Source organism: Tsukamurella pulmonis (genome assembly GCF_900103175.1).
Classification (GTDB): domain Bacteria; phylum Actinomycetota; class Actinomycetes; order Mycobacteriales; family Mycobacteriaceae; genus Tsukamurella; species Tsukamurella pulmonis.
Genome location: NZ_FNLF01000002.1, coordinates 483,270 through 500,891, shown reverse-complemented (window position 1 = coordinate 500,891; position 17,622 = coordinate 483,270). Strand labels below are relative to the sequence as shown.

Here is a 17,622-nt window from a genome sequence, read left to right as displayed (position 1 = left end):
CGGTCGAGTCCCCCACTCCCTGCGCTTCGCAGGGGTGAACCGAGAAAGTAACCTCGACCTATGAGCCCTGCAGCCGATTCCTTCACCTCCGGCGTATCGAAGATCACCGCTCCCGCCGGCCCCCGTAACCCGGGCCAGCCCGCGTGGAACCAGCAGCGCGGAAGCGCGATGCCCGCCCACCGCTACCGCTCCTTCGCGGACGAGGTCGAGGACGTCTCGGTCCCCGACCGGACGTGGCCCGACAAGGTCGCGACCACCGCGCCCCTGTGGTGCGCCGTGGACCTGCGCGACGGCAACCAGGCCCTCATCGATCCCATGAGCCCGGCGCGCAAGCGCCGCATGTTCGACCTGCTGGTCCGCATGGGCTACAAGGAGATCGAGGTGGGCTTCCCCTCGGCCAGCCAGACCGACTTCGACTTCGTCCGCGAGATCATCGAGGACGGCGCCATTCCCGACGACGTCACCATCCAGGTCCTGGTGCAGTGCCGCGACGAGCTGATCGAGCGCACCTTCGAGGCCTGCCAGGGCGCGAAGAACGTGATCGTGCACTTCTACAACTCGACCTCCGTGCTGCAGCGACGGGTGGTCTTCCGCGCCGACAAGGCCGCGATCAAGAAGATCGCCACGGACGCGGCGCACAAGGTGCTCGAAGAGGAGAAGAAGTACCCGGACACCGCCTGGCGCTACCAGTACTCCCCCGAGTCGTACACCGGCACCGAACTCTCCTTCGCCAAGGAGGTGTGCGACGCGGTCACCGAGATCATCGCGCCCACGCCCGATAAGCCGATCATCCTGAACCTGCCCGCCACCGTCGAGATGGCGACCCCGAACGTCTACGCGGACTCGATCGAGTGGATGAGCCGCAACCTGGCCCGCCGCGACAGCGTCATCCTGTCGCTGCACCCGCACAACGACCGCGGTGAGGGCGTCGCGGCCGCCGAGCTGGGCTACCTGGCCGGTGCGGACCGCATCGAGGGCTGCCTGTTCGGCAACGGCGAGCGGACGGGCAACGTCTGCCTGGTGACGCTGGGGCTGAACCTCTACAGCCGCGGTATCGACCCGCAGATCAGCTTCTCCGACATCGACGAGATCCGGCGCACCGTCGAGTACTGCAACCAGCTGCCCGTGCCCGAGCGGCACCCGTACGGCGGCGACCTGGTCTACACCGCCTTCTCCGGCAGCCACCAGGACGCGATCAACAAGGGCCTCGATCAGATGAAGATCGACGCCGACGCGGCCGACAAGGACGTCGACGACATCCTCTGGCAGGTGCCCTACCTGCCGATCGACCCGAAGGACGTGGGCCGCAACTACGAGGCCGTGATCCGCGTCAACAGCCAGTCCGGCAAGGGCGGCGTCGCGTACATCATGAAGTCCGATCACGGGCTGCAGCTGCCGCGGCGCCTGCAGGTCGAGTTCAGCCAGTCGGTGCAGAAGATCACCGACGGCGAGGGCGGCGAGGTTACGCCCAAGGAGATGTGGGACGTCTTCGCCGGCGAGTACATCGACCCGATCCTGCCGCTCGAGCGCATGCGCCAGAAGGTGACCGCCTCCGAGATCGACGGTGGCGTCGACCGCATCGACGCCGTGGTCAAGGTCGACGGCAAGGAGCAGGAGATCTCCGGCGAGGGCAACGGCCCGCTGGCCGCCTTCGTCGACGCCATCGGCACCGTCGGCTTCGACGTGCGCGTGCTCGACTACAGCGAGCACGCCCTCTCCGCGGGTGACGACGCGCAGGCCGCCGCCTACGTGGAGGCCATCGTCCGCGTTGGCGACGAGGACCGCACCGTGTGGGGCGTCGGTATCGCTCCGTCGATCACCACCGCCTCACTGCGCGCCGTGGTCTCGGCGGTCAACCGCGCCAACGGGAGTCGACGGGCCGCCGCCGAAGCGGTCGGCGAGGCGTCGACGCGGACGTGGGCTCCGTAGGGTCCTCGGGTCATGACGGGTGGGTGTGGCGCACACCCACCCGTCACTTCCACCTCTCCCGCCGGCTGTCAAGGATCGCCGTCCGCGTCGGCGGCGGGGCCCCGGGGGATCAGCGGGTGCGGACGGCGAGGGTGGCGGCGACGATGACGGCGACGCCGCCGAGCACCGTCGACCACCCGATCGGTTCGCCCAGCAGGAGTGCCGCCCAGGCAATCCCGAAGACGGGCTGGGCCAGCTGGACCTGGCTCACGGTGGCCATCGGGCCGATCGCGAGGCCGCGGTACCAGGCGAAGAAGCCCAGGAACATGCTGACCACGCCGAGGTAGGCGAAGGCCCACCAGCCGGCGACTGTTCCCGAGACTCCGTCGCGCGCACTGAAGGCGGTCAGCGCCAGCATGACCGGCGACGCGACCACGAGGGCCCACGAGATGGTCTGCCAGGCACCGAGTTCCCGCGCGAGCAGGCCGCCCTCGGCGTATCCGATCGCCGCCGCGACGACCGCGCCGAACAGCAGCAGGTCGGACGGCTGCACCGAACCGGGGCCGCCGCCCTGCACCACGGCGAAGGCCACGGCGCACACGGCCCCGATCGCGGCGGCGCACCAGAAGGCGGGGCGCGGTCGCTCGCCGACCCGCCGGACGGCCACGACGGCGGTGGCGGCGGGCAGGAGCGCGATCACCACGGCCCCGTGCGAGGCGGACGAGCTCGTGAGCGCGAACGAGGTGAGAACGGGGAACCCGACCACCACGCCGAGCGCGACGACGCCCACGCGGAGCCATTGCCTCCCCTGCGGCAGCGCCTGCCCGGTCACGACGAGGGCCGTCCCCGCGAGCAGGGCGGCGACCACGGCGCGACCGGTGCCGACGAACAGCGGATCGAGGCCGCCGTCGGCGACCGCGAGACGGGTGAAGGGCACCGTGAACGAGAAGGCGAGCACGCCCAGCAGACCCCAGAGCAGGCCCGCCCGTGCCGGAGTCGACTCCGGTATCACTGACGGCCTGGTGAGAGTAGCGCTATCATTGTCTTTCATGTCTGACGATAGCAGTAGCGCGCGGCTGACGACAGCGCTGCGCGGGTGGATCGCCGCATCTCCGCCCGGTTCCAAGCTGCCGTCGACGCGGGCCCTCGTCGCCGAACATCGGGTCAGCCCGGTCACGGTGCAGCAGGCACTGCGCTCCCTCACTGCGCTCGGAGAAGTCGAAACCAGGCCTGGTGTCGGCACTTTCGCTCGCGTCGAGCGGGCGACACGCGCGGTCGATTTCAGCTGGCAGACCGCCGCGCTGGGCGCCTCGGGCCGACGCACCCCCGCCGCGCCCACCGCGCTGCAGCCCTCGGACGGTGACGCCATCGGCCTGCACTCCGGCTACCCGGCGCGCGAGCTGCTACCGGAACGACTCGTGCGGCCGGCTCTGGCGCGCGCATCCCGCAGCGAGTCGTTGCTCGGCCGGCCACCCATCGCCGGCGTCATTGAACTGCGGTCGTGGTTCGCGGCGGAGCTGGCGGCCCTCACACCGGCGGGTATCGGCCCCGTCGGAGCCCGGGACGTGGTCATCACCCCCGGGAGTCAGGGCGCACTGCTCACGGCGTTCCGCGCGCTCGTCGGCACGGGGCGACCGTTGGTGATGGAATCGCCCACCTACTGGGGCGCGATCCTGGCGGCGGAGCAGGCGGGCGTCGAGGTCGTCCCCGTTCCGAGCGGACCGTCGGGCCCGGATCCGGACGTCGTGCGCCGGGTGCTGGCGGAGACGGGCGCACGTGCGTTCTACGCGCAGCCCACGTTCGCCAGTCCGACCGGGGCCGTGTGGGACGCGGACCGCGCGGCGGCGGTCCTCGGCGCCGTGCGCACCGCGGGGGCCTTCCTCATCGAGGACGACTACGCCCGCGACTTCGGCATCGACGCGGCGCCCGCGCCCCTCGCCGCGCGGGACGACGACGGCCACGTGGTCTACATCCGCTCGCTGAGCAAGAGCGTGGCGCCAGCGGTGCGGGTGGCGGCGGTGATCGCCCGCGGGCCGGCCCGCGACCGCATCCTCGCCGACACGCAGGCGGACGCGATGTACGTCAGCGGCGTGCTGCAGGCCGTGGCGCTCGACGTGGTCACCGCCCCGGCGTGGCGGACGCACCTGCGCCGCCTGGCGCACAGCCTCGGCGAGCGGCGCGACCTGCTGTTGCGTTCCCTGCGCGAGGAGGCCCCGTCGGTCGCGATCGACGCGGTCCCGCGCGGCGGACTCGCCCTGTGGGCGCGCCTGCCCGAGGAGGTCGACCTCGGCACCGTCGTCGACGACTGCCGGCGCGCCGGGCTCGTCGTGGGCTCCGGCGACGAATGGTTCCCCGCGGAGCCGACGGGCAACCACCTTCGCCTGGCCTACGCCGGACCGCAGCCCGAACGCTTCCCGGAGGCGGCGCGCATCCTCGAGGAGTCGATCACGCACTCACGGGCGAGACCGGAGTGAAGGCCTCCGCGTAGATCCGCTCCGGCGCCACCTCGGCCGCCGCGAGCTGGCCGCCGAGTGCGGTCATGAACGGCTGGGGCCCGCAGAGGTAGATGTTCGCATCCGCCGGAACATCGATGTCGCGCAGGTCGATCCGCCCGCGGCGCTCGCCGTCGCCCAGCGGGTATCCCTCGGGCAGCCGATCGTAGTAGGTGATCAGCCGGGCGTCCGGGATCCGCCCGACGAGCTCGGCGAGCTCGGCACGATGGGCGTGCGTCGCGCGGGTGCGGTCGGCGTGGACGACGGTGACCGCGCGCCCCTGCTGCTCCGCCTCGAGCGCGTAGAGCATCCCCAGCACCGGGGTGATGCCGATGCCCGCCGAGGCGAGCAGCAGCGGCGTCGCCGGATCACTGTCGAGGTAGACGTCGCCGAACGGATGGGACACCTGCAGCACGTCGCCCTCGAAGGCGTACTCGTGCAGATGCGACGAGACCTCGCCCTCGCGGCGCACCGAGATCCGCCAGCGATCCGCTCCCGCGGCGTGGGAGAGGCTGTACTGCCGGATCTGGCGGGCACCGTCGGGCAGGACGACGGCGACGGAGACGTACTGCCCGGCACGGAAAGTCGGGAGCGACGAGCCGTCGGGTGCGGCCAGCGTCAGGGCGACGGTGGCGGGCGACTGCTGCACGCGCTCCGTCACGACGACGGGCATCCAGGTCGTCTCCGGCGTGGTGTCGGCCTCGGCGTACAGCTCGCGCTCGCGACCGATCAGCTCGTCGGCCATGGCCCAGTAGACGGCCGTCCACGCCTCCGCGACGGGCGCCGTCACGGTGTCGGCACCGAGGATCTCGACGATGGCGGCGAAGAGGTGCTCGTACACCACCGGATAGGCGGACGGCGGCACGCCCAGCGAGGCGTGCTTGTGCGCGATCCGCTCGATCAGGGCGCGCTCCTGCGCGTCCTCGGTGACCAGCATCGTGGCGTACATCGCGACGGCGCCCGCGAGTGCCGCCTGCTGGGCGCCGTTGGCCTGGTTGCCACGGTTGAACAGGTCCCGCTCGAGTTCCGGGTGCGCGGCGAACAGGCGGCGGTAGAACACCGGAGTGATCTCGGCGATGGCACCGCCGACGAGCGGCAGTGTGGCGGAAACGATTTCCCTGTGGGCTGCGGAAAGCATCGTGAGCATCCTTATCGGTTCGTGAGTTCGAGCACGACCGCTCGAGTGGGCGGTTGCGCCAGCGAGGCCACGGTGACGGTGTTCAGCGACGCGTAGAACGCCGCGCGCGCGGTGGCGAGGGCGGACCGGAGCCGGCACGCGGACCGGAGTGGGCACCCCAGGCCCGCGCAATCGATGAGCTCGCCGTCGTCGTCGCCCTCCAGGGAGCGCACGACGTCGCCGAGCGCAGCGGCACGGCCGGACGCAGTGAGCGTGACGCCCCCGCCGCGGCCGCGATCCGCCTCGATCCATCCGCGGGCGGACAGGTGTGCGCACGCCTTCGTCGCATGGGCGTAGGACACCTGCATCTCGGCGGCGATGTCGCGGGTCGAGAGCCGGTCCCCGTCCTCCGCGACGGCGAGCCGGATCAAGATCCGTAGTCCGACGTCGCTGAATCCTGTGAGCCTCACGTGACCAGGCTATTGAAATATGCAGATTACGTGCAAGATAAAATCCAGTGATCTACGACACTATGTAGTAGATCGTGTCGGCGCTGCCTCGGAGACCAGCGCTACGGGGTCGCGTTCACCCAGCTGTGCCCGGGACCGAGGAACGTGTGGACGTACCCGCACGCCGTGCAGATCGCTCCGTCCCCGGACCTATTGGCCCAGTCGAAGCCGAGGAAGGAAGCACCGGTGGTGTTCATCTTCACCTCCCGCCGATCGAACGTGGTGCAACCGCACACCACGCACGCGAGATAGCGCTGGGTCGGCTCGATCAGGACGTGCACGATTCGGACACTACCGCTTGAGTCCGTGCTTGCGCGCGACGATGCTCGAGACGACCTCGACGGGCACCAGGCGCTTGAGCAGGAAGACCAGCGGCGCGTTGCTGCCCACCGCGGCGAACTCGCGGGGCTTGTCCGCCTCGATCGCCTTCACGATCACCTCCGCCACCTGCTTCGGGGTGATGCCCGCACGCTCATTGGCATCGAGGTTCTCGATCATCGTGTCGAAGTCGGTGCGGTACACCGAGTTGTCGGCGATGTACTTGGTGCGCCGCTCGCCGATGCCGGTCGCGATCGAGCCGGGTTCGACGGTGGTCACCGCGACGCCGAAGGGTGAGAGCTCCTGGCGCGCGGCGGAGGCGAAGCCCTTGAGCGCGGCCTTCGCCGCGACGTAGGAGCCGCGGTAGGCGAGCGGGAAGCTGGCGAGCATCGAGCCGACCATGATCACGCGGCCGTAGCGCTGCTCGCGCATCGCCGGGAGCAGGCGCTGCGTCAGCTGCACCGCGCCGAAGACGTTCGTCTGGAAGAGGCGGTCCACGGCGTCCGCGGGGAGCTCCTCCAGCGGGCCGGACTGGCTCTCGCCCGCGTTGTTGACCACGACGTCGACGTGGCCGGCCGCGGCGGCACAGGCCGCGACCGAATCCCGGTCGGCCAGATCCAGCGCCAGGTACTCCACCCCGGGGATCCGCTTGTCCGCCGCGATCGTCTCCGGATCACGACTGGTACCGAGAACTCGATACCCCTTCTGTGCCAGCAGCTTCGCCGTCTCGTAGCCGATGCCGGAAGTCGCCCCGGTCACCAGTGCGGTACGTCCGCTCACGCCCTCACTCCCTTCCGTCCACCGGTGGCGGCCGCTGCCGCGCGGCCCGCCGTCATCCCCGAGAATATGCATCCGCCGAGGAACGTGCCCTCCAGTGCGTTGTACCCGTGCACACCGCCGCCGCCGAACCCGGCGACCTCACCGGCGGCGTACAGGCCGGGCACGGGCGCACCGTCGGCCCCGAGGACGCGCGCCGAGAGGTCGGTCTCGAGCCCGCCCAGGGTCTTGCGGGAGAGGATGTTCAGGCGCACCGCGATGAGCGGCCCGTGCGCGGGGTCCAGGATGCGGTGCGGCTTGGCGACACGGACCACCTTGTCGCCCAGATAGTTCCGCGCGTTGTGCATCGCCTGCAGCTGGGCGTCCTTGCTGAACGCGTTGGCGGTCTCACGGTCGCGCGCCTCGATCTGGGTACGCAGGTGTTCGAGTTCGACGTGCCCGCCGCGGCCGATCGCGTTCATACCCGCGACCAGTTCCTCCAGGGTGTCGGCGACGACGAAGTCCTCGCCGTGCTGCTTGAACGCCTCGACCGGGCCCGGCGCCCCCTTCGACTTCACCCGCCCGAGGGCGAGTTTCAGGTCCTTCTCGGTGATGTCGGGGTTCTGCTCCGACCCCGAGAGCGCGAACTCCTTCTCGATGATCGTCTGCGTGAGCACGAACCACGAGTAGTCGTAACCGGTCTCGAGGATCGCCTTCATCGTGGCGTTGGTGTCGAATCCAGGGAAGTTCGGCGCCGTGAACCGGTTGCCGTTCGCATCGAACCACAGGGACGAGGGCCCCGGGATGATGCGGATCGCGTGGTCGGGCCAGATCGGGTCCCAATTGTGGATGCCCTCGGTGTAGGCCCAGACGCGGTCGCGGTTCACGATGTTCGCGCCTGCCTCCTCGGAGATCGCGAGCATGCGCCCGTCGACGTGCGCGGGCACGCCGGCGATCATGTGCCGCGGGAACGGGCCGAGGCGCTCGGCGGGCCAGTACTGGCGCATGAGATCGAAGTTGTGGCCGATGCCGCCCGAGGTGACGAGCACCGTCGGTGCGCGGAACTCGAATTCCCCGACCGTCTCCCGGCTGCTGGCCACGCCGCGCTCGAGGTCCGTGGGCTCGAGGACCGCGCCGCGGACACAGACGATCGCGCCGTCGGCACCGGTGATCAGCTCGTCGACGCGGTGCCGGAAGGCGAAGCGCACCAGCCCCTTCGCCTCCGCGCGCTCGACCGGCTCGCGGAAGACCCGCACCACCTCGGGGCCGGTGCCCCAGGTGAGGTGGAAGCGCGGGACGGAGTTGCCGTGGCCGTCGGCGGTGCCGCCGCCCCGCTCCGCCCAGCCGACCACCGGGGTGAAACCGAGGCCGAGGCGGCGCAGGTAGTCGCGCTTGCGGTGGGTGGCGAACTCGACGTAGGCCCGGGCCCACTGCCGGGGCCAGCGGTCCTCGTCCTCACGGTCGAAGCCCGCCGAGCCCGTCCAGTCCTGCCACGCCAGCTCGAAGGAGTCCTTGATGCCGAGGCGCCGCTGTTCCGGCGAGTCCACCAGGAACAGGCCGCCGAGGCTCCAGAACGCCTGGCCGCCGAGATTGTTGCGGTTCTCCTGGTCGACGATGAGGACCCGGCGTCCCGCTCGCGACAGCTCGTACGCGGCCACCAGGCCCGCGAGTCCCGCACCGACGACGATCGCATCCGGGGCGTCGTGTTCGCTCATGCGCCCACCTTACGTGCGCGCCCGCGCCCCCGCCCCGTCGTCGGCCCCAGCACTTCCGACGCTCTTGTTCCCACCGGCGACGAGCCCGCACAACAGGAGCGGCACCAGCAGGATCAGCAGGCCGACCAGCGGGAGCGTCCAGTCGTCGTGCACGCCGTGCAGGACGCCCATGAGCATCGGCCCCCAGGCGGCGAGCAGGTAGCCCACCGTCTGCGACATCGCGGACAGCGAGACCGCCTGCGCGGTGGTGGCGGCGCGCAGGTTCATCATCGTGACGGCCAGCGAGATCATCGCCCCCAGGCCGAAGCCGACGAAGACGTTCGCGATCCAGGCACCGATCCCGGTACCGAAGGCGAGCACGCCGAACACGCCGATCGCCTGCAGCCCAACGGCCGCCACCGCGACGGTCCGCTGCTCGCGGCGACGCGCGGCCCACTGCGGGAAGCTGAGCGCGGTCACCACGCTGAGCAGGCCGCCGATCGCCAGCATGGCGCCACCGGTCTGCGCCGACAGGCCCCGGTCGCGGTAGATGGTGGGGATCCAGCCGATCAGGGCGTAGGCCTGCAGCGACTGCAGCCCCATGAACCCGGTGACCGCCCAGGCCACCGGACTGCGCAGCACCGTCCGGGCGGCTCCGGTCTCGGCGGCACCGTCGGACTCGGGGACGCTCCGGCGGAAGGCGAGGTAGCGCACGGTGACCACCGTGAGCAGTGCCGCGGCGGCGAGCGCGGGGATCGCCCACAGGGCCAGGGCACCGCGCCAACTGCCGCCGAGCGCCGTCGCACCGGGAACCGTGAGCGCCGAGGCGAACCCGGTGGACAGGCACACCATCGCGGTGAACAGGCCGGTCATCAGCCCGAGGCGGTGCGGGAAGAAGATCCGCACCAGCACCGGCCCGAGGACGTTGCCCAGGGCGATCCCGGCGCCGGCGAGCAGCGTGCCGCCGAGGAGCACCGTCCAACTGGGCGCGATCCGCAGCGCGCTGCCGAGCGCGACCATCGCGACGGCGGCGGTCGCCACCACCACGGCCGTGTACCGGTGGGCCAGACGCGGCGCGGCGGCCGAGAACAGCCCGAGGCAGAGCACGGGGCCGGTGGTGAGGAGCGCGACCTCGGCGCCGCTCAGTCCGTACGCGTCCCGGATCTCCGCGAGCACGGCCGACGAGCTGCCGAAGATCAGTCGCAGGCAGATGCCCATCGTGATCAGGGCGGCGGCGCACGTCAGGGCGCCGACGGCCCGGAGCGCGGGCGGGGCGGCGACTTGCGAGCTCGACGTCATCACTCGAATCATGGGATGACTTCGACACCGGCGTCAACCCACCGCCGCGACCTCCTCGTCGAGCGCGCGCAGCACCGCCGCGACGGCGGGCCGGCGTTCAGCCCCGGGCCGCGTCGCCGCCTCGAGAATGCGGGCGGCCAGCACACCGGCGATCTCGAGCCCCCGGACTCCGGGGTGGGTCACCGCGTGGCGCGCGACGAGCGCGACCCCGAGCCCGGCCGCCACCATGGCCTGGATCGTGTGGAAGTCGTTGATGCGCTGCACCACCCGCGGCTGCACGCCGGTGATCGTGGCGAGGGAGCGGAGCACGTCGTCGACGGGGAAGCCGTCGCGCACGCTGATCCAGTCGAGGTCGGCGAGCTGCGTCGCGTCGACCCGGCCCGCCTCGGCGAACGGGTGGTCCACCGGAACCACCAGGTCGATCGGCTCCCGCATGAGCACGCGGGAGGCGATCCGGGGTCCGCCCAGCGGGCCGGCCCGCTCGTCACGGTGCGCGACCACCACGTCCGCATCCGCGAGCATCGCCGGCAGCTCGGTGCCCGGCAGGTCCGCGTCCGCCGCGGCCACCTGCACTCCGGCGGCGGCGGTGCGCCGCAGCACGCCCGGCAGCAGCAGCTCCGCGGCCGACGGGAAGAGTGTGAGCCGGACGACGCCGACGGGGGTCGAGCGGTACCGATCCATCTCCGCGCGAGCCCGATCCAGTTCGCCCAGCACCGATTCCGCGCGGACCACCAGCGCGAGACCGGCGTCGGTGAGGCGCACGCGCCGGCCGTCGGGCTCGAGCAGATCGACGCCCGCCTCCCGTGCGAGCACCTTGAGTTGCTGGGAGACCGCCGACGGGGTCATGTCCATCGCCCGTGCCGTCGCGGCGACGGTGCCGCGATCGGCCAGTTCGCGAAGGATCCGGAGCCGGTGCACGTCCATGTAGCCACGCTACATGGACGCTCAAGAAGTATTCGATTGTTCTTCCGGTCCAGGGGCGCGACAGTGGAATGCATGACCCCCCGCCACCGCCTCGTCGCCCTGTTCGTCGTCGTGCTGTGGGGACTGAACTTCCTCGCCATCCGCTACGGCCTGGACTACTTCCCGCCGCTGTTCCTGGGCGCGCTGCGCTTCCTGGTTCTCGCGCTCCCGGTGCTGCTGTTCGTGCGCCCGCCGAAGGGGCCGGTGAAGTGGCTGCTGCTCTACGGCATCGGCTCGGGCACCTTCCAGTTCGGCCTGTTGTTCACCGCCATGCACATCGGGATGCCGACCGGCCTGGCCTCGCTGGTGCTGCAGTCCTCGGCGCCGTTCACCGTCCTGCTCGGCGCCGTGCTGCTGCACGAGAAGCTGGCCGTCCGGCAGATCGTCGGCATCGGGATCGCGGTCGTCGGGATGGGCCTGATCATCGCCGACCGCGCGGACGCCGCGGCGGGCGTCGGCGTCCTCGGCGTCGCGCTCACCCTGTTGGGAGGCCTGAGCTGGGCGTTCGGCAACATCGGGCAGCGGCTGGCGGCACCGTCGGAGCCCTTCCGCTTCACCCTGTGGATGTCGGTGATCCCGCCCCTGCCGATGCTGGCGCTCAGCGCCGCCGTGGAGGGCCCCACCACAGGGTGGAAGGCCCTGGCGCACAGCCTCGACGGCACCGAGGGTCGTCTGGCTCTGCTGGGTGTGGCGTACATCGCGATCCTCAGCACCGTCGTCGGGTACGGGCTGTGGGGCGCGCTGATGGCCCGCTACCCCGCCTCGACCGTCGCGCCGGCCACGCTGCTGGTCCCGGTCGTCGGGATCGCCGCGAGCGCGGTCGTGCTCGGCGAGCACCCGACGGCGCTCGCGCTGGCCGGCGCCGGGACGGTCATCGCCGGCTGCCTGCTCGGCATGCTGCGGCGGCCGTCGCCGCTACCGGGTGGCGATGAGGGCGGTGGTGCCGGCCGAGAGCTCGACGTCACCGTCGCCGATGACCTCGGCGAGCGCGGCACGCAGCGCGACCCGGCGGTCGTCCGGCAGGGTTGAGTGCCCTGAGTACGTGAAGACCAGGTCCAGCCAGCGCTCCTTGGGCTGCGTCTCGACCCAGCCGTCCTCGCGCTCGGTCACGACGAAGCCCGCCTCCTCGAACCGACGGCGAAGCTGCGCCATCGCGAACAGTTGATCGTGGGCGGTGCCGGCGCCCGCGGCCTCGACGTTGACGTAGTCCTCGCTCGCGGCACGCAGCGCGTCGTTCGACGGGCGGCACGGCCGCAGCTTGTTCCACAACAGCACCACACGCCCGCCCGGGGCGAGTAGGTCCGCGAGCCGCGGGATCGCGGTCTCGGCGTCGACCCAGTGCCAGGACTGGCCGAAGGTGACCAGGTCGAACGTGCGGCCCTGCGCATCCCAGTCCTCGAACGTCGCGACCTCGGCCGGGACGCCGGAGGCGCGCGCGACCTCGGCCATCGCGGCATCCGGCTCGACGGCCAGCACCTCCACGCCGCGCTCGCGCAGTTGCCGTGCCAGGATGCCCGTGCCCGCCCCGACGTCGACGGCGGTGCCCGCGCCCGTCGTGATCGCGTCGACGGTGACGTCCGCGTAGCGGGGGCGCAGCCGGTCGTAATCCTCGGCGATCGCCCCGAACGAGAGCGCCCGCCGCCGGTCCTCGTGCAGTTCAGCCATGAATCCAGCTTGCCCTATCCTGGAGCGCATGCCCGGACTCCCCCTCCGCGCCCGCGCGGCGCTGCTCGCCGCCCGATCCGCAGCCTGGGCGTCGCAGCGCGCCGGGCGCGGCAAGGGCTCGATGATCGGCGGCCTGGTCGCGCTCAAGATCGAGCCGAATCTGATGTCCCGACTGGCCGCGGGCAAACGCACCGTCGTGGTGACCGGCACCAACGGCAAGTCGACCACCACCCGGATGACCGCGGCCGCACTCGGCACGCTCGGCCGCGAGGTCGCCACGCAGGCCGACGGGGCGAACATGGACGCCGGCATCGTCGCCACCCTCACCGCACACCAGCGCGCGCCGCTCGCCGCCCTCGAGGTCGACGAACTGCACGTGCCGCACGTGCTCGACGCCACCGACGCCGAGGCGCTCGTCCTGCTCAACCTCTCGCGCGACCAGCTCGACCGCGTCGGCGAGATCAACGCCATCGAGCGCAGGCTGCGCGCGGGCGTCGAGGCGCACCCCGAGCTGACCGTGATCGCGAACTGCGACGACGTGCTCGTGACCTCCGTCGCGTACGACGCGAAGAACGTGGTCTGGGTCGCGGCCGGCGCGGGCTGGACCAGCGACTCCACCTCGTGCCCCCGCTCGGGCGAGCCCATCGTCCGCGACGGCGCGCACTGGTACTCGACGGGGACCGACTTCTCCCGCCCGGAGCCCGACTGGTGGGTCGACGACACCTCCATCCACGGGCCGGACGGTTTCGTCGCGCCGCTGGATCTGAAACTGCCCGGTCGGGCGAACCGCGGCAACGCCGCGCAGGCAGTGGCCGCCGCGGTCGCAATGGGCGCCGACCCGCGGGCCGCGGTCGAGGCCGTCGGCACCGTCGGCGAGGTCGCGGGCCGCTACTCGACGGTGATCGTCGGCGAGCACACCGTCCGGATGCTGCTCGCGAAGAACCCCGCCGGCTGGCAGGAGGCCATGTCGATGATCGACGGCACCGCCGAGGGACTGGTGATCGCCGTGAACGGACAGGTCCCCGACGGTGAGGACCTCTCGTGGCTGTGGGACGTGCAGTTCGAGCGGTTCGACAACGGCAAGGTCGTGGCGTCGGGCGAGCGCGGGGCCGACCTCGCGGTGCGCCTGACCTACGCCGGGGCGGAGCACTCGCTCGTCGCCGATCCCCTCGCGGCGATCGCCTCGTGCCCGCCCGGACGGGTCGAAGTCCTCGCCAACTACACCGCGTTCCGCGACCTGAACACGGCACTGGAAGGGCGGCGCGCGTGATCGACTTCTCCGGATCCGAGGCTCGGATCACCGAGTCCACCCTGGTCATCGGCCTGGTGCTGCCCGATGTGATGGGCACCTACGGCGACGGCGGCAACGCCCTGGTGCTGCGCCAGCGGGCGCGGCTGCGCGGCATCGACGCCGAGGTCCTGCCGATCACGCTGGCCGATCCGGTGCCCGCGACCTGCGACATCTACACCCTCGGCGGCGCCGAGGACTACGCGCAACGCCTGGCGACCCGCCACCTGACCCAGTACCCGGGCATGCAGGAGGCCGCGGCCAAGGGCGCGCCCGTGCTCGCGATCTGCGCGGCGATCCAGGTGCTCGGCCACTGGTACGAGACGTCCGAGGGCGAGCGTGTCGACGGCATCTCGCTCTTCGACCTGACCACGACCCCGCAGGCGACCCGCTCGATCGGCGAGATCGAGGGCGTGCCGCTGATCGACGGGCTCACCCAGCCGCTGAGCGGTTTCGAGAACCACCGCGGCGGTTCGGCTCTCGGCCCGGACGCCGCGCCGCTGATGCGCGTGGTCCGGGGCACGGGCAACGGCGCGGGCGCCGCGGTCGACGGGGTCGTCCAGGGCAGCGTGCTCGGCACCTACATGCACGGCCCGGCCCTCGCGCGGAACCCGGAGTTGGCCGATCATCTGCTGGCCCGCGCGACCGGGCGTTCGCTCGAGCCGCTGGACCTGCCGGACGTCGAGCTGCTCCGGCGCGAGCGCCTGCGGAAGTAGGCCCGTCGCCGCTCGGCCGGACCGGGTCACGGTGTGTCGACCGGAGGCCATGCGTGCGGCGCATACCTCGTCGGCGCCGTCGCAGGGCATCCCCGTGACGCGCCGACGAAACATCGCGGCGCCCCGTCCCGAGCTGGGGGACATCGTGAGCAGAACCAGCAAACCAACGGCGGGACGCGCGGAAGAGTTCACCAGAGCCCGAGGACGGCCTGCTCGGTGGAGAGCAGGCGCATCTTGGTCGTGACGCCGCCGCCGGCGGAGAAGCCGCCCGTCCTGCCGTTCGCGGCGGTCACCCGGTGGCAGGGCACGACCGGGGGAAAGGGGTTCTCGCCCAGCGCCCGACCGACGGCGCGTGCGGAACCGGGAAGGCCTATCTCCGTGGCGATCTCGCCGTAGGTACGGGTGACTCCGGGCGGGATCCGGCGGGCCACGTCGTAGACGGAGCGCTGGAAGTCCGTGAGCCCCTGCATGTCCAGGGGCACCCAGGCGAGATCGTCGTCGAGGTTCGTGCCGGAGACCAGGTCGACGACGGCCGTGATCACGCGTTCGATCGCGGGCGGCGGCGCGGCCGGCTCCGCGCCCTCGCCGAGATGCTGCGCGGTGGCCTGATCGGACTCCTCCGGCAGTCGGACGGCGGTCACGGCACCGTCGGCGCCCCAGGCGATCCCGCACCGCCCCACAGCGGTGTCGAAGAGGGCGAAGCCGGCGGGCACGTCAGCCCACCTCGCGCGCGAGGAGGTCGAGATTGGCCCGCATGTAGTCGCGCCAGAGGCCGAGGCGGAAGTCGATGATCCGGGCCTCCTGATCCGGGTGCTCCGCGATGTACTCGCTCAGGGGCGAGGTCCCCGTTCCGGCGCGCGCCCACTGCCGCACCAGCGCGCCGCCCTCGACGGGTTCGACCTCGAATCCCCACGTGGCCAACGGATCATCGGCAGGGCCCACGCGCCAGACCCAGCGCCGGCCGTCCTCGACCTCGGTGACCTCGGGCTCGGTGAACCATTCACCGATCTCCGGGTCGGCGTTGTGCCCACGGAACCGCGCTCCCACGGCGACGCCGTCGGCTCCGTCGAGCCATTCCGCGTGCTGCAGCTCCCCTTCCGCGCGCGTGGGGAGCGTGATGTCGGTGACGAGGCGCCACGCCTCCGCCGGCGAGCATGGAAGCTCTCGGGAGACCTCGATGATCGGATGGTCGCGCAGGCGCATGCTTCGATCCTATTCCGCGGCCCGCGCCGCGGCGTCGATCTTCTCTTGCTGCTGCCGGTCCGCCATGCCCCGACGGTGCCACAGCGCACCGACAGGTTCTAGTGCGCGAGTACCGGTGAGTCGACGACGGTGCAGCGCTCCCGCGTACCGTCGACCGCGAACCAGCCGCGCTCGAACTCCTGCCAGCGCACCAGCTCGTCGCGGGCGTCCTCGCCGTCCCGCGCGACGGCCCGCTCGAGGCGCTGCTCCGCGGTGCCGCCGTCCAGCCACAAGCCCAGGGACAGCCGGTCCGCGAAGGAGCGCCGCGCGCTCGAGACGCCCTCGATCACGATGAGCGGCGCCCAGGGCAGGCGCAGCTCCTCCCCCGGCGACGGGACGCCCTCGCGCCAGACCATCGGCCGGTAGAAGGCGTTGCGCCCCCGCGCCAGCGGGTCGATCACCTCGGCGACGAGCTGCGGCCACCACGAGACCGGGTCGTCCCACGTGGCGTAGTGGTCGGTGCGCACCAGCGCGACGCGGGCGCCGCCCGCGCGCAGGTCGTCGACGAGACGCTGCGCGTACGTCGACTTGCCCGCCCCGGACGGACCGTCGATCGCGACGATGCCCTCGGGCGCGCCCAGGCGGGCCAGCACGGCTGCGGCGTCCACGGTCAGCTCGGCGGCGTCTCTTCGAGGACGCGCGGCGGCTCGGCCAGCGATCGCCTGCCACTCATCGCGCGACCGAGGGTCAGCTCGTCGGCGAACTCCAGCTCGGCGCCCATGGGCAGGCCCGCGGCGGGCCGGGTCACGGTGAGGCCGGGGAAGTCCTTGAGCATCCGCACGAGGAAGGCGGCGGTGGCCTCGCCCTCGGTGTTGGGATCGGTGGCGATGATGACCTCGTCCACGTCGACACCGTCGACCGACGTGCCGAGCCGCACGAGCAGCTCGCGGATGCGGAGCTTGTCCGGGCCCACCGACTTGATCGGATTGAGAGCGCCGCCCAACACGTGATAGAGCCCGCGGTACTCGCGGGTGCGCTCGACGGCCTGCACGTCCTTCGCCTCCTCGACCACGCAGATCTTCGAGGCGTCGCGGCGCGGGTCGGAGCAGATCCGGCACCGCTGCTCGGCGGAGACGTTGCCGCACACCTCGCAGTAGCGCACGTCGTTGCGCACCCGGGTGAGCGCGTTCGTGAGCCGATCGATGTCGGTCGGCTGCACCCCCAGGAGGTGGAAGGCGATGCGCTGCGCGCCGCGCGGTCCCACCCCCGGGAGCTTCGCGAGCTCGTCGATCAGCTCTTGAACGGGTCCTTCGTACACGTGCCGACCGTCAGAAGGGCAGGCCGCCGGCCAGCGGCCCCATCTTCTGCTGCGCGACGGCGGCCGTGTTCTCCGCCAGGTTCGTCAGGGCGCCCAGGACCAGGTCCTGCAGGGTCTCGACGTCCTCCGGGTCGACCACCTTGGGGTCGATGGTCAGGGACTTCACCTGGCCGTCGCCGGTACCGGTCACCTTCACCAGGCCGCCGCCGGCCTGGCCCTCGACCGTCGTCACGGCGAGCTCCTCCTGCGCCGCCATGAGCTGCTGCTGCATCGCACCGACCTGCGCCATCAGGTCTTCCATCGAGCCTCCGGGCTGCATGTGCCGTCTCCCTCCGCCGGTCAGGTGACCCGCTATGTCCGATTCGTGTTACTCGTGATTCCACTGTGCCGGCTGGGG

19 protein-coding genes are annotated in these 17,622 nt (G+C 71.8%); 5 read left to right on the top strand and 14 right to left on the bottom strand.

Annotated features, from left to right (window positions below; genetic code table 11):
- Positions 1-60: 60 nt before the first annotated feature.
- The gene (leuA, locus tag BLQ62_RS02760; RefSeq protein WP_068564826.1) at positions 61-1,929 is read left to right on the top strand and encodes a 2-isopropylmalate synthase; all 1,869 of its coding nucleotides are present in this window, start codon (positions 61-63) and stop codon (positions 1,927-1,929) included.
- A 109-nt stretch (positions 1,930-2,038) separates the two neighbouring features.
- Here the strand turns inward: leuA and BLQ62_RS02755 are convergent, their stop codons facing one another.
- A complete protein-coding gene (locus BLQ62_RS02755; RefSeq protein ID WP_068564828.1) occupies positions 2,039-2,959 on the bottom strand; it encodes a DMT family transporter in 921 nt (306 codons plus the stop codon).
- On the opposite strand from BLQ62_RS02755, the gene BLQ62_RS02750 reads away from it, so the two are divergent.
- On the top strand, positions 2,958-4,382 hold the full coding sequence (locus tag BLQ62_RS02750; RefSeq protein ID WP_068564830.1) for an aminotransferase-like domain-containing protein: 1,425 nt from the start codon (positions 2,958-2,960) through the stop codon (positions 4,380-4,382). The genes BLQ62_RS02755 and BLQ62_RS02750 overlap by 2 nt on opposite strands.
- Here BLQ62_RS02750 and BLQ62_RS02745 read toward each other — a convergent pair.
- The 7 genes from BLQ62_RS02745 to BLQ62_RS02715 form a co-directional block, all read right to left on the bottom strand.
- Positions 4,354-5,538 carry a globin domain-containing protein gene (locus BLQ62_RS02745; protein ID WP_068564942.1) on the bottom strand — a complete coding sequence of 395 codons (1,185 nt, stop codon included), beginning with the start codon at positions 5,536-5,538 and terminating at the stop codon, positions 4,354-4,356. The two genes, BLQ62_RS02750 and BLQ62_RS02745, sit on opposite strands and share 29 nt — an antisense overlap.
- A gap of 11 nt (positions 5,539-5,549) precedes the next feature.
- Positions 5,550-5,987 carry an RrF2 family transcriptional regulator gene (locus BLQ62_RS02740; RefSeq protein WP_068531781.1) on the bottom strand — a complete coding sequence of 146 codons (438 nt, stop codon included), beginning with the start codon at positions 5,985-5,987 and terminating at the stop codon, positions 5,550-5,552.
- 101 nt (positions 5,988-6,088) lie between these two features.
- Positions 6,089-6,307 (bottom strand): zinc ribbon domain-containing protein, encoded by a 219-nt coding sequence (locus BLQ62_RS02735; RefSeq protein ID WP_068564832.1) that lies wholly within the window; start codon positions 6,305-6,307, stop codon positions 6,089-6,091.
- Between the two features lie 10 nt (positions 6,308-6,317).
- Positions 6,318-7,124 carry an SDR family oxidoreductase gene (locus BLQ62_RS02730; protein WP_068564834.1) on the bottom strand — a complete coding sequence of 269 codons (807 nt, stop codon included), beginning with the start codon at positions 7,122-7,124 and terminating at the stop codon, positions 6,318-6,320.
- Positions 7,121-8,815: an FAD-binding dehydrogenase gene (locus BLQ62_RS02725; protein ID WP_068564836.1), complete on the bottom strand. Its 1,695-nt coding sequence runs from the start codon at positions 8,813-8,815 to the stop codon at positions 7,121-7,123. The genes BLQ62_RS02730 and BLQ62_RS02725 overlap by 4 nt, the downstream gene beginning before the upstream one ends.
- A gap of 9 nt (positions 8,816-8,824) precedes the next feature.
- On the bottom strand, positions 8,825-10,093 hold the full coding sequence (locus BLQ62_RS02720; RefSeq protein WP_068564839.1) for an MFS transporter: 1,269 nt from the start codon (positions 10,091-10,093) through the stop codon (positions 8,825-8,827).
- A 33-nt stretch (positions 10,094-10,126) separates the two neighbouring features.
- Positions 10,127-11,017, bottom strand: coding sequence for a LysR family transcriptional regulator (locus BLQ62_RS02715; protein ID WP_068564841.1), 891 nt, complete (start codon positions 11,015-11,017; stop codon positions 10,127-10,129).
- Positions 11,018-11,089: 72 nt separating this feature from the next.
- Between BLQ62_RS02715 and BLQ62_RS02710 the strand changes: the two genes are divergently transcribed.
- Positions 11,090-12,085 (top strand): EamA family transporter, encoded by a 996-nt coding sequence (locus tag BLQ62_RS02710; protein WP_082756295.1) that lies wholly within the window; start codon positions 11,090-11,092, stop codon positions 12,083-12,085.
- On the opposite strand, the gene BLQ62_RS02705 is transcribed toward BLQ62_RS02710, so the two are convergent.
- Complete coding sequence (locus BLQ62_RS02705; protein ID WP_160126341.1) at positions 11,972-12,721, bottom strand: class I SAM-dependent methyltransferase; 750 nt, start codon at positions 12,719-12,721, stop codon at positions 11,972-11,974. The two genes, BLQ62_RS02710 and BLQ62_RS02705, sit on opposite strands and share 114 nt — an antisense overlap.
- A 28-nt stretch (positions 12,722-12,749) precedes the next feature.
- On the opposite strand from BLQ62_RS02705, the gene BLQ62_RS02700 reads away from it, so the two are divergent.
- Entirely contained in the window at positions 12,750-13,991 is a 1,242-nt protein-coding gene (locus BLQ62_RS02700; RefSeq protein ID WP_068564844.1) for a Mur ligase family protein, read from the top strand.
- A gap of 26 nt (positions 13,992-14,017) precedes the next feature.
- Positions 14,018-14,725: a type 1 glutamine amidotransferase gene (locus BLQ62_RS02695; RefSeq protein WP_068531855.1), complete on the top strand. Its 708-nt coding sequence runs from the start codon at positions 14,018-14,020 to the stop codon at positions 14,723-14,725.
- Between the two features lie 188 nt (positions 14,726-14,913).
- Here BLQ62_RS02695 and BLQ62_RS02690 read toward each other — a convergent pair whose 3' ends face one another.
- The 5 genes from BLQ62_RS02690 to BLQ62_RS02670 all read right to left on the bottom strand — a co-directional run bounded on the left by BLQ62_RS02690 (position 14,914) and on the right by BLQ62_RS02670 (position 17,544).
- Positions 14,914-15,438: a methylated-DNA--[protein]-cysteine S-methyltransferase gene (locus BLQ62_RS02690; protein WP_068564846.1), complete on the bottom strand. Its 525-nt coding sequence runs from the start codon at positions 15,436-15,438 to the stop codon at positions 14,914-14,916.
- Position 15,439: 1 nt separating this feature from the next.
- On the bottom strand, positions 15,440-15,928 hold the full coding sequence (locus BLQ62_RS02685; protein WP_068564848.1) for an SRPBCC family protein: 489 nt from the start codon (positions 15,926-15,928) through the stop codon (positions 15,440-15,442).
- Positions 15,929-16,026: 98 nt separating this feature from the next.
- Positions 16,027-16,575 carry a uridine kinase family protein gene (locus tag BLQ62_RS02680; RefSeq protein WP_068531800.1) on the bottom strand — a complete coding sequence of 183 codons (549 nt, stop codon included), beginning with the start codon at positions 16,573-16,575 and terminating at the stop codon, positions 16,027-16,029.
- A 2-nt stretch (positions 16,576-16,577) separates the two neighbouring features.
- Positions 16,578-17,225, bottom strand: coding sequence for a recombination mediator RecR (gene recR / locus BLQ62_RS02675; RefSeq protein WP_068531803.1), 648 nt, complete (start codon positions 17,223-17,225; stop codon positions 16,578-16,580).
- A gap of 10 nt (positions 17,226-17,235) precedes the next feature.
- Positions 17,236-17,544: a YbaB/EbfC family nucleoid-associated protein gene (locus tag BLQ62_RS02670; protein ID WP_082756298.1), complete on the bottom strand. Its 309-nt coding sequence runs from the start codon at positions 17,542-17,544 to the stop codon at positions 17,236-17,238.
- Between the last annotated feature and the right edge of the window lie 78 nt (positions 17,545-17,622).

Excerpts from the sequence above, each read along its gene's own strand:
- BLQ62_RS02685 (WP_068564848.1), bottom strand. The coding sequence starts at position 15,928 with ATGCGCCTGCGCGACCATCCGATCATCGAGGTCTCCCGAGAGCTTCCA.
- BLQ62_RS02670 (WP_082756298.1), bottom strand. The coding sequence starts at position 17,544 with ATGCAGCCCGGAGGCTCGATGGAAGACCTGATGGCGCAGGTCGGTGCG.
- BLQ62_RS02745 (WP_068564942.1), bottom strand. The coding sequence starts at position 5,538 with ATGCTTTCCGCAGCCCACAGGGAAATCGTTTCCGCCACACTGCCGCTC.
- leuA (WP_068564826.1), top strand. The coding sequence starts at position 61 with ATGAGCCCTGCAGCCGATTCCTTCACCTCCGGCGTATCGAAGATCACC.
- BLQ62_RS02710 (WP_082756295.1), top strand. The coding sequence starts at position 11,090 with ATGACCCCCCGCCACCGCCTCGTCGCCCTGTTCGTCGTCGTGCTGTGG.
- BLQ62_RS02755 (WP_068564828.1), bottom strand. The coding sequence starts at position 2,959 with ATGAAAGACAATGATAGCGCTACTCTCACCAGGCCGTCAGTGATACCG.
- BLQ62_RS02725 (WP_068564836.1), bottom strand. The coding sequence starts at position 8,815 with ATGAGCGAACACGACGCCCCGGATGCGATCGTCGTCGGTGCGGGACTC.
- BLQ62_RS02700 (WP_068564844.1), top strand. The coding sequence starts at position 12,750 with ATGCCCGGACTCCCCCTCCGCGCCCGCGCGGCGCTGCTCGCCGCCCGA.
- BLQ62_RS02720 (WP_068564839.1), bottom strand. The coding sequence starts at position 10,093 with ATGACGTCGAGCTCGCAAGTCGCCGCCCCGCCCGCGCTCCGGGCCGTC.
- BLQ62_RS02705 (WP_160126341.1), bottom strand. The coding sequence starts at position 12,721 with ATGGCTGAACTGCACGAGGACCGGCGGCGGGCGCTCTCGTTCGGGGCG.
- BLQ62_RS02715 (WP_068564841.1), bottom strand. The coding sequence starts at position 11,017 with ATGGACGTGCACCGGCTCCGGATCCTTCGCGAACTGGCCGATCGCGGC.
- BLQ62_RS02750 (WP_068564830.1), top strand. The coding sequence starts at position 2,958 with ATGTCTGACGATAGCAGTAGCGCGCGGCTGACGACAGCGCTGCGCGGG.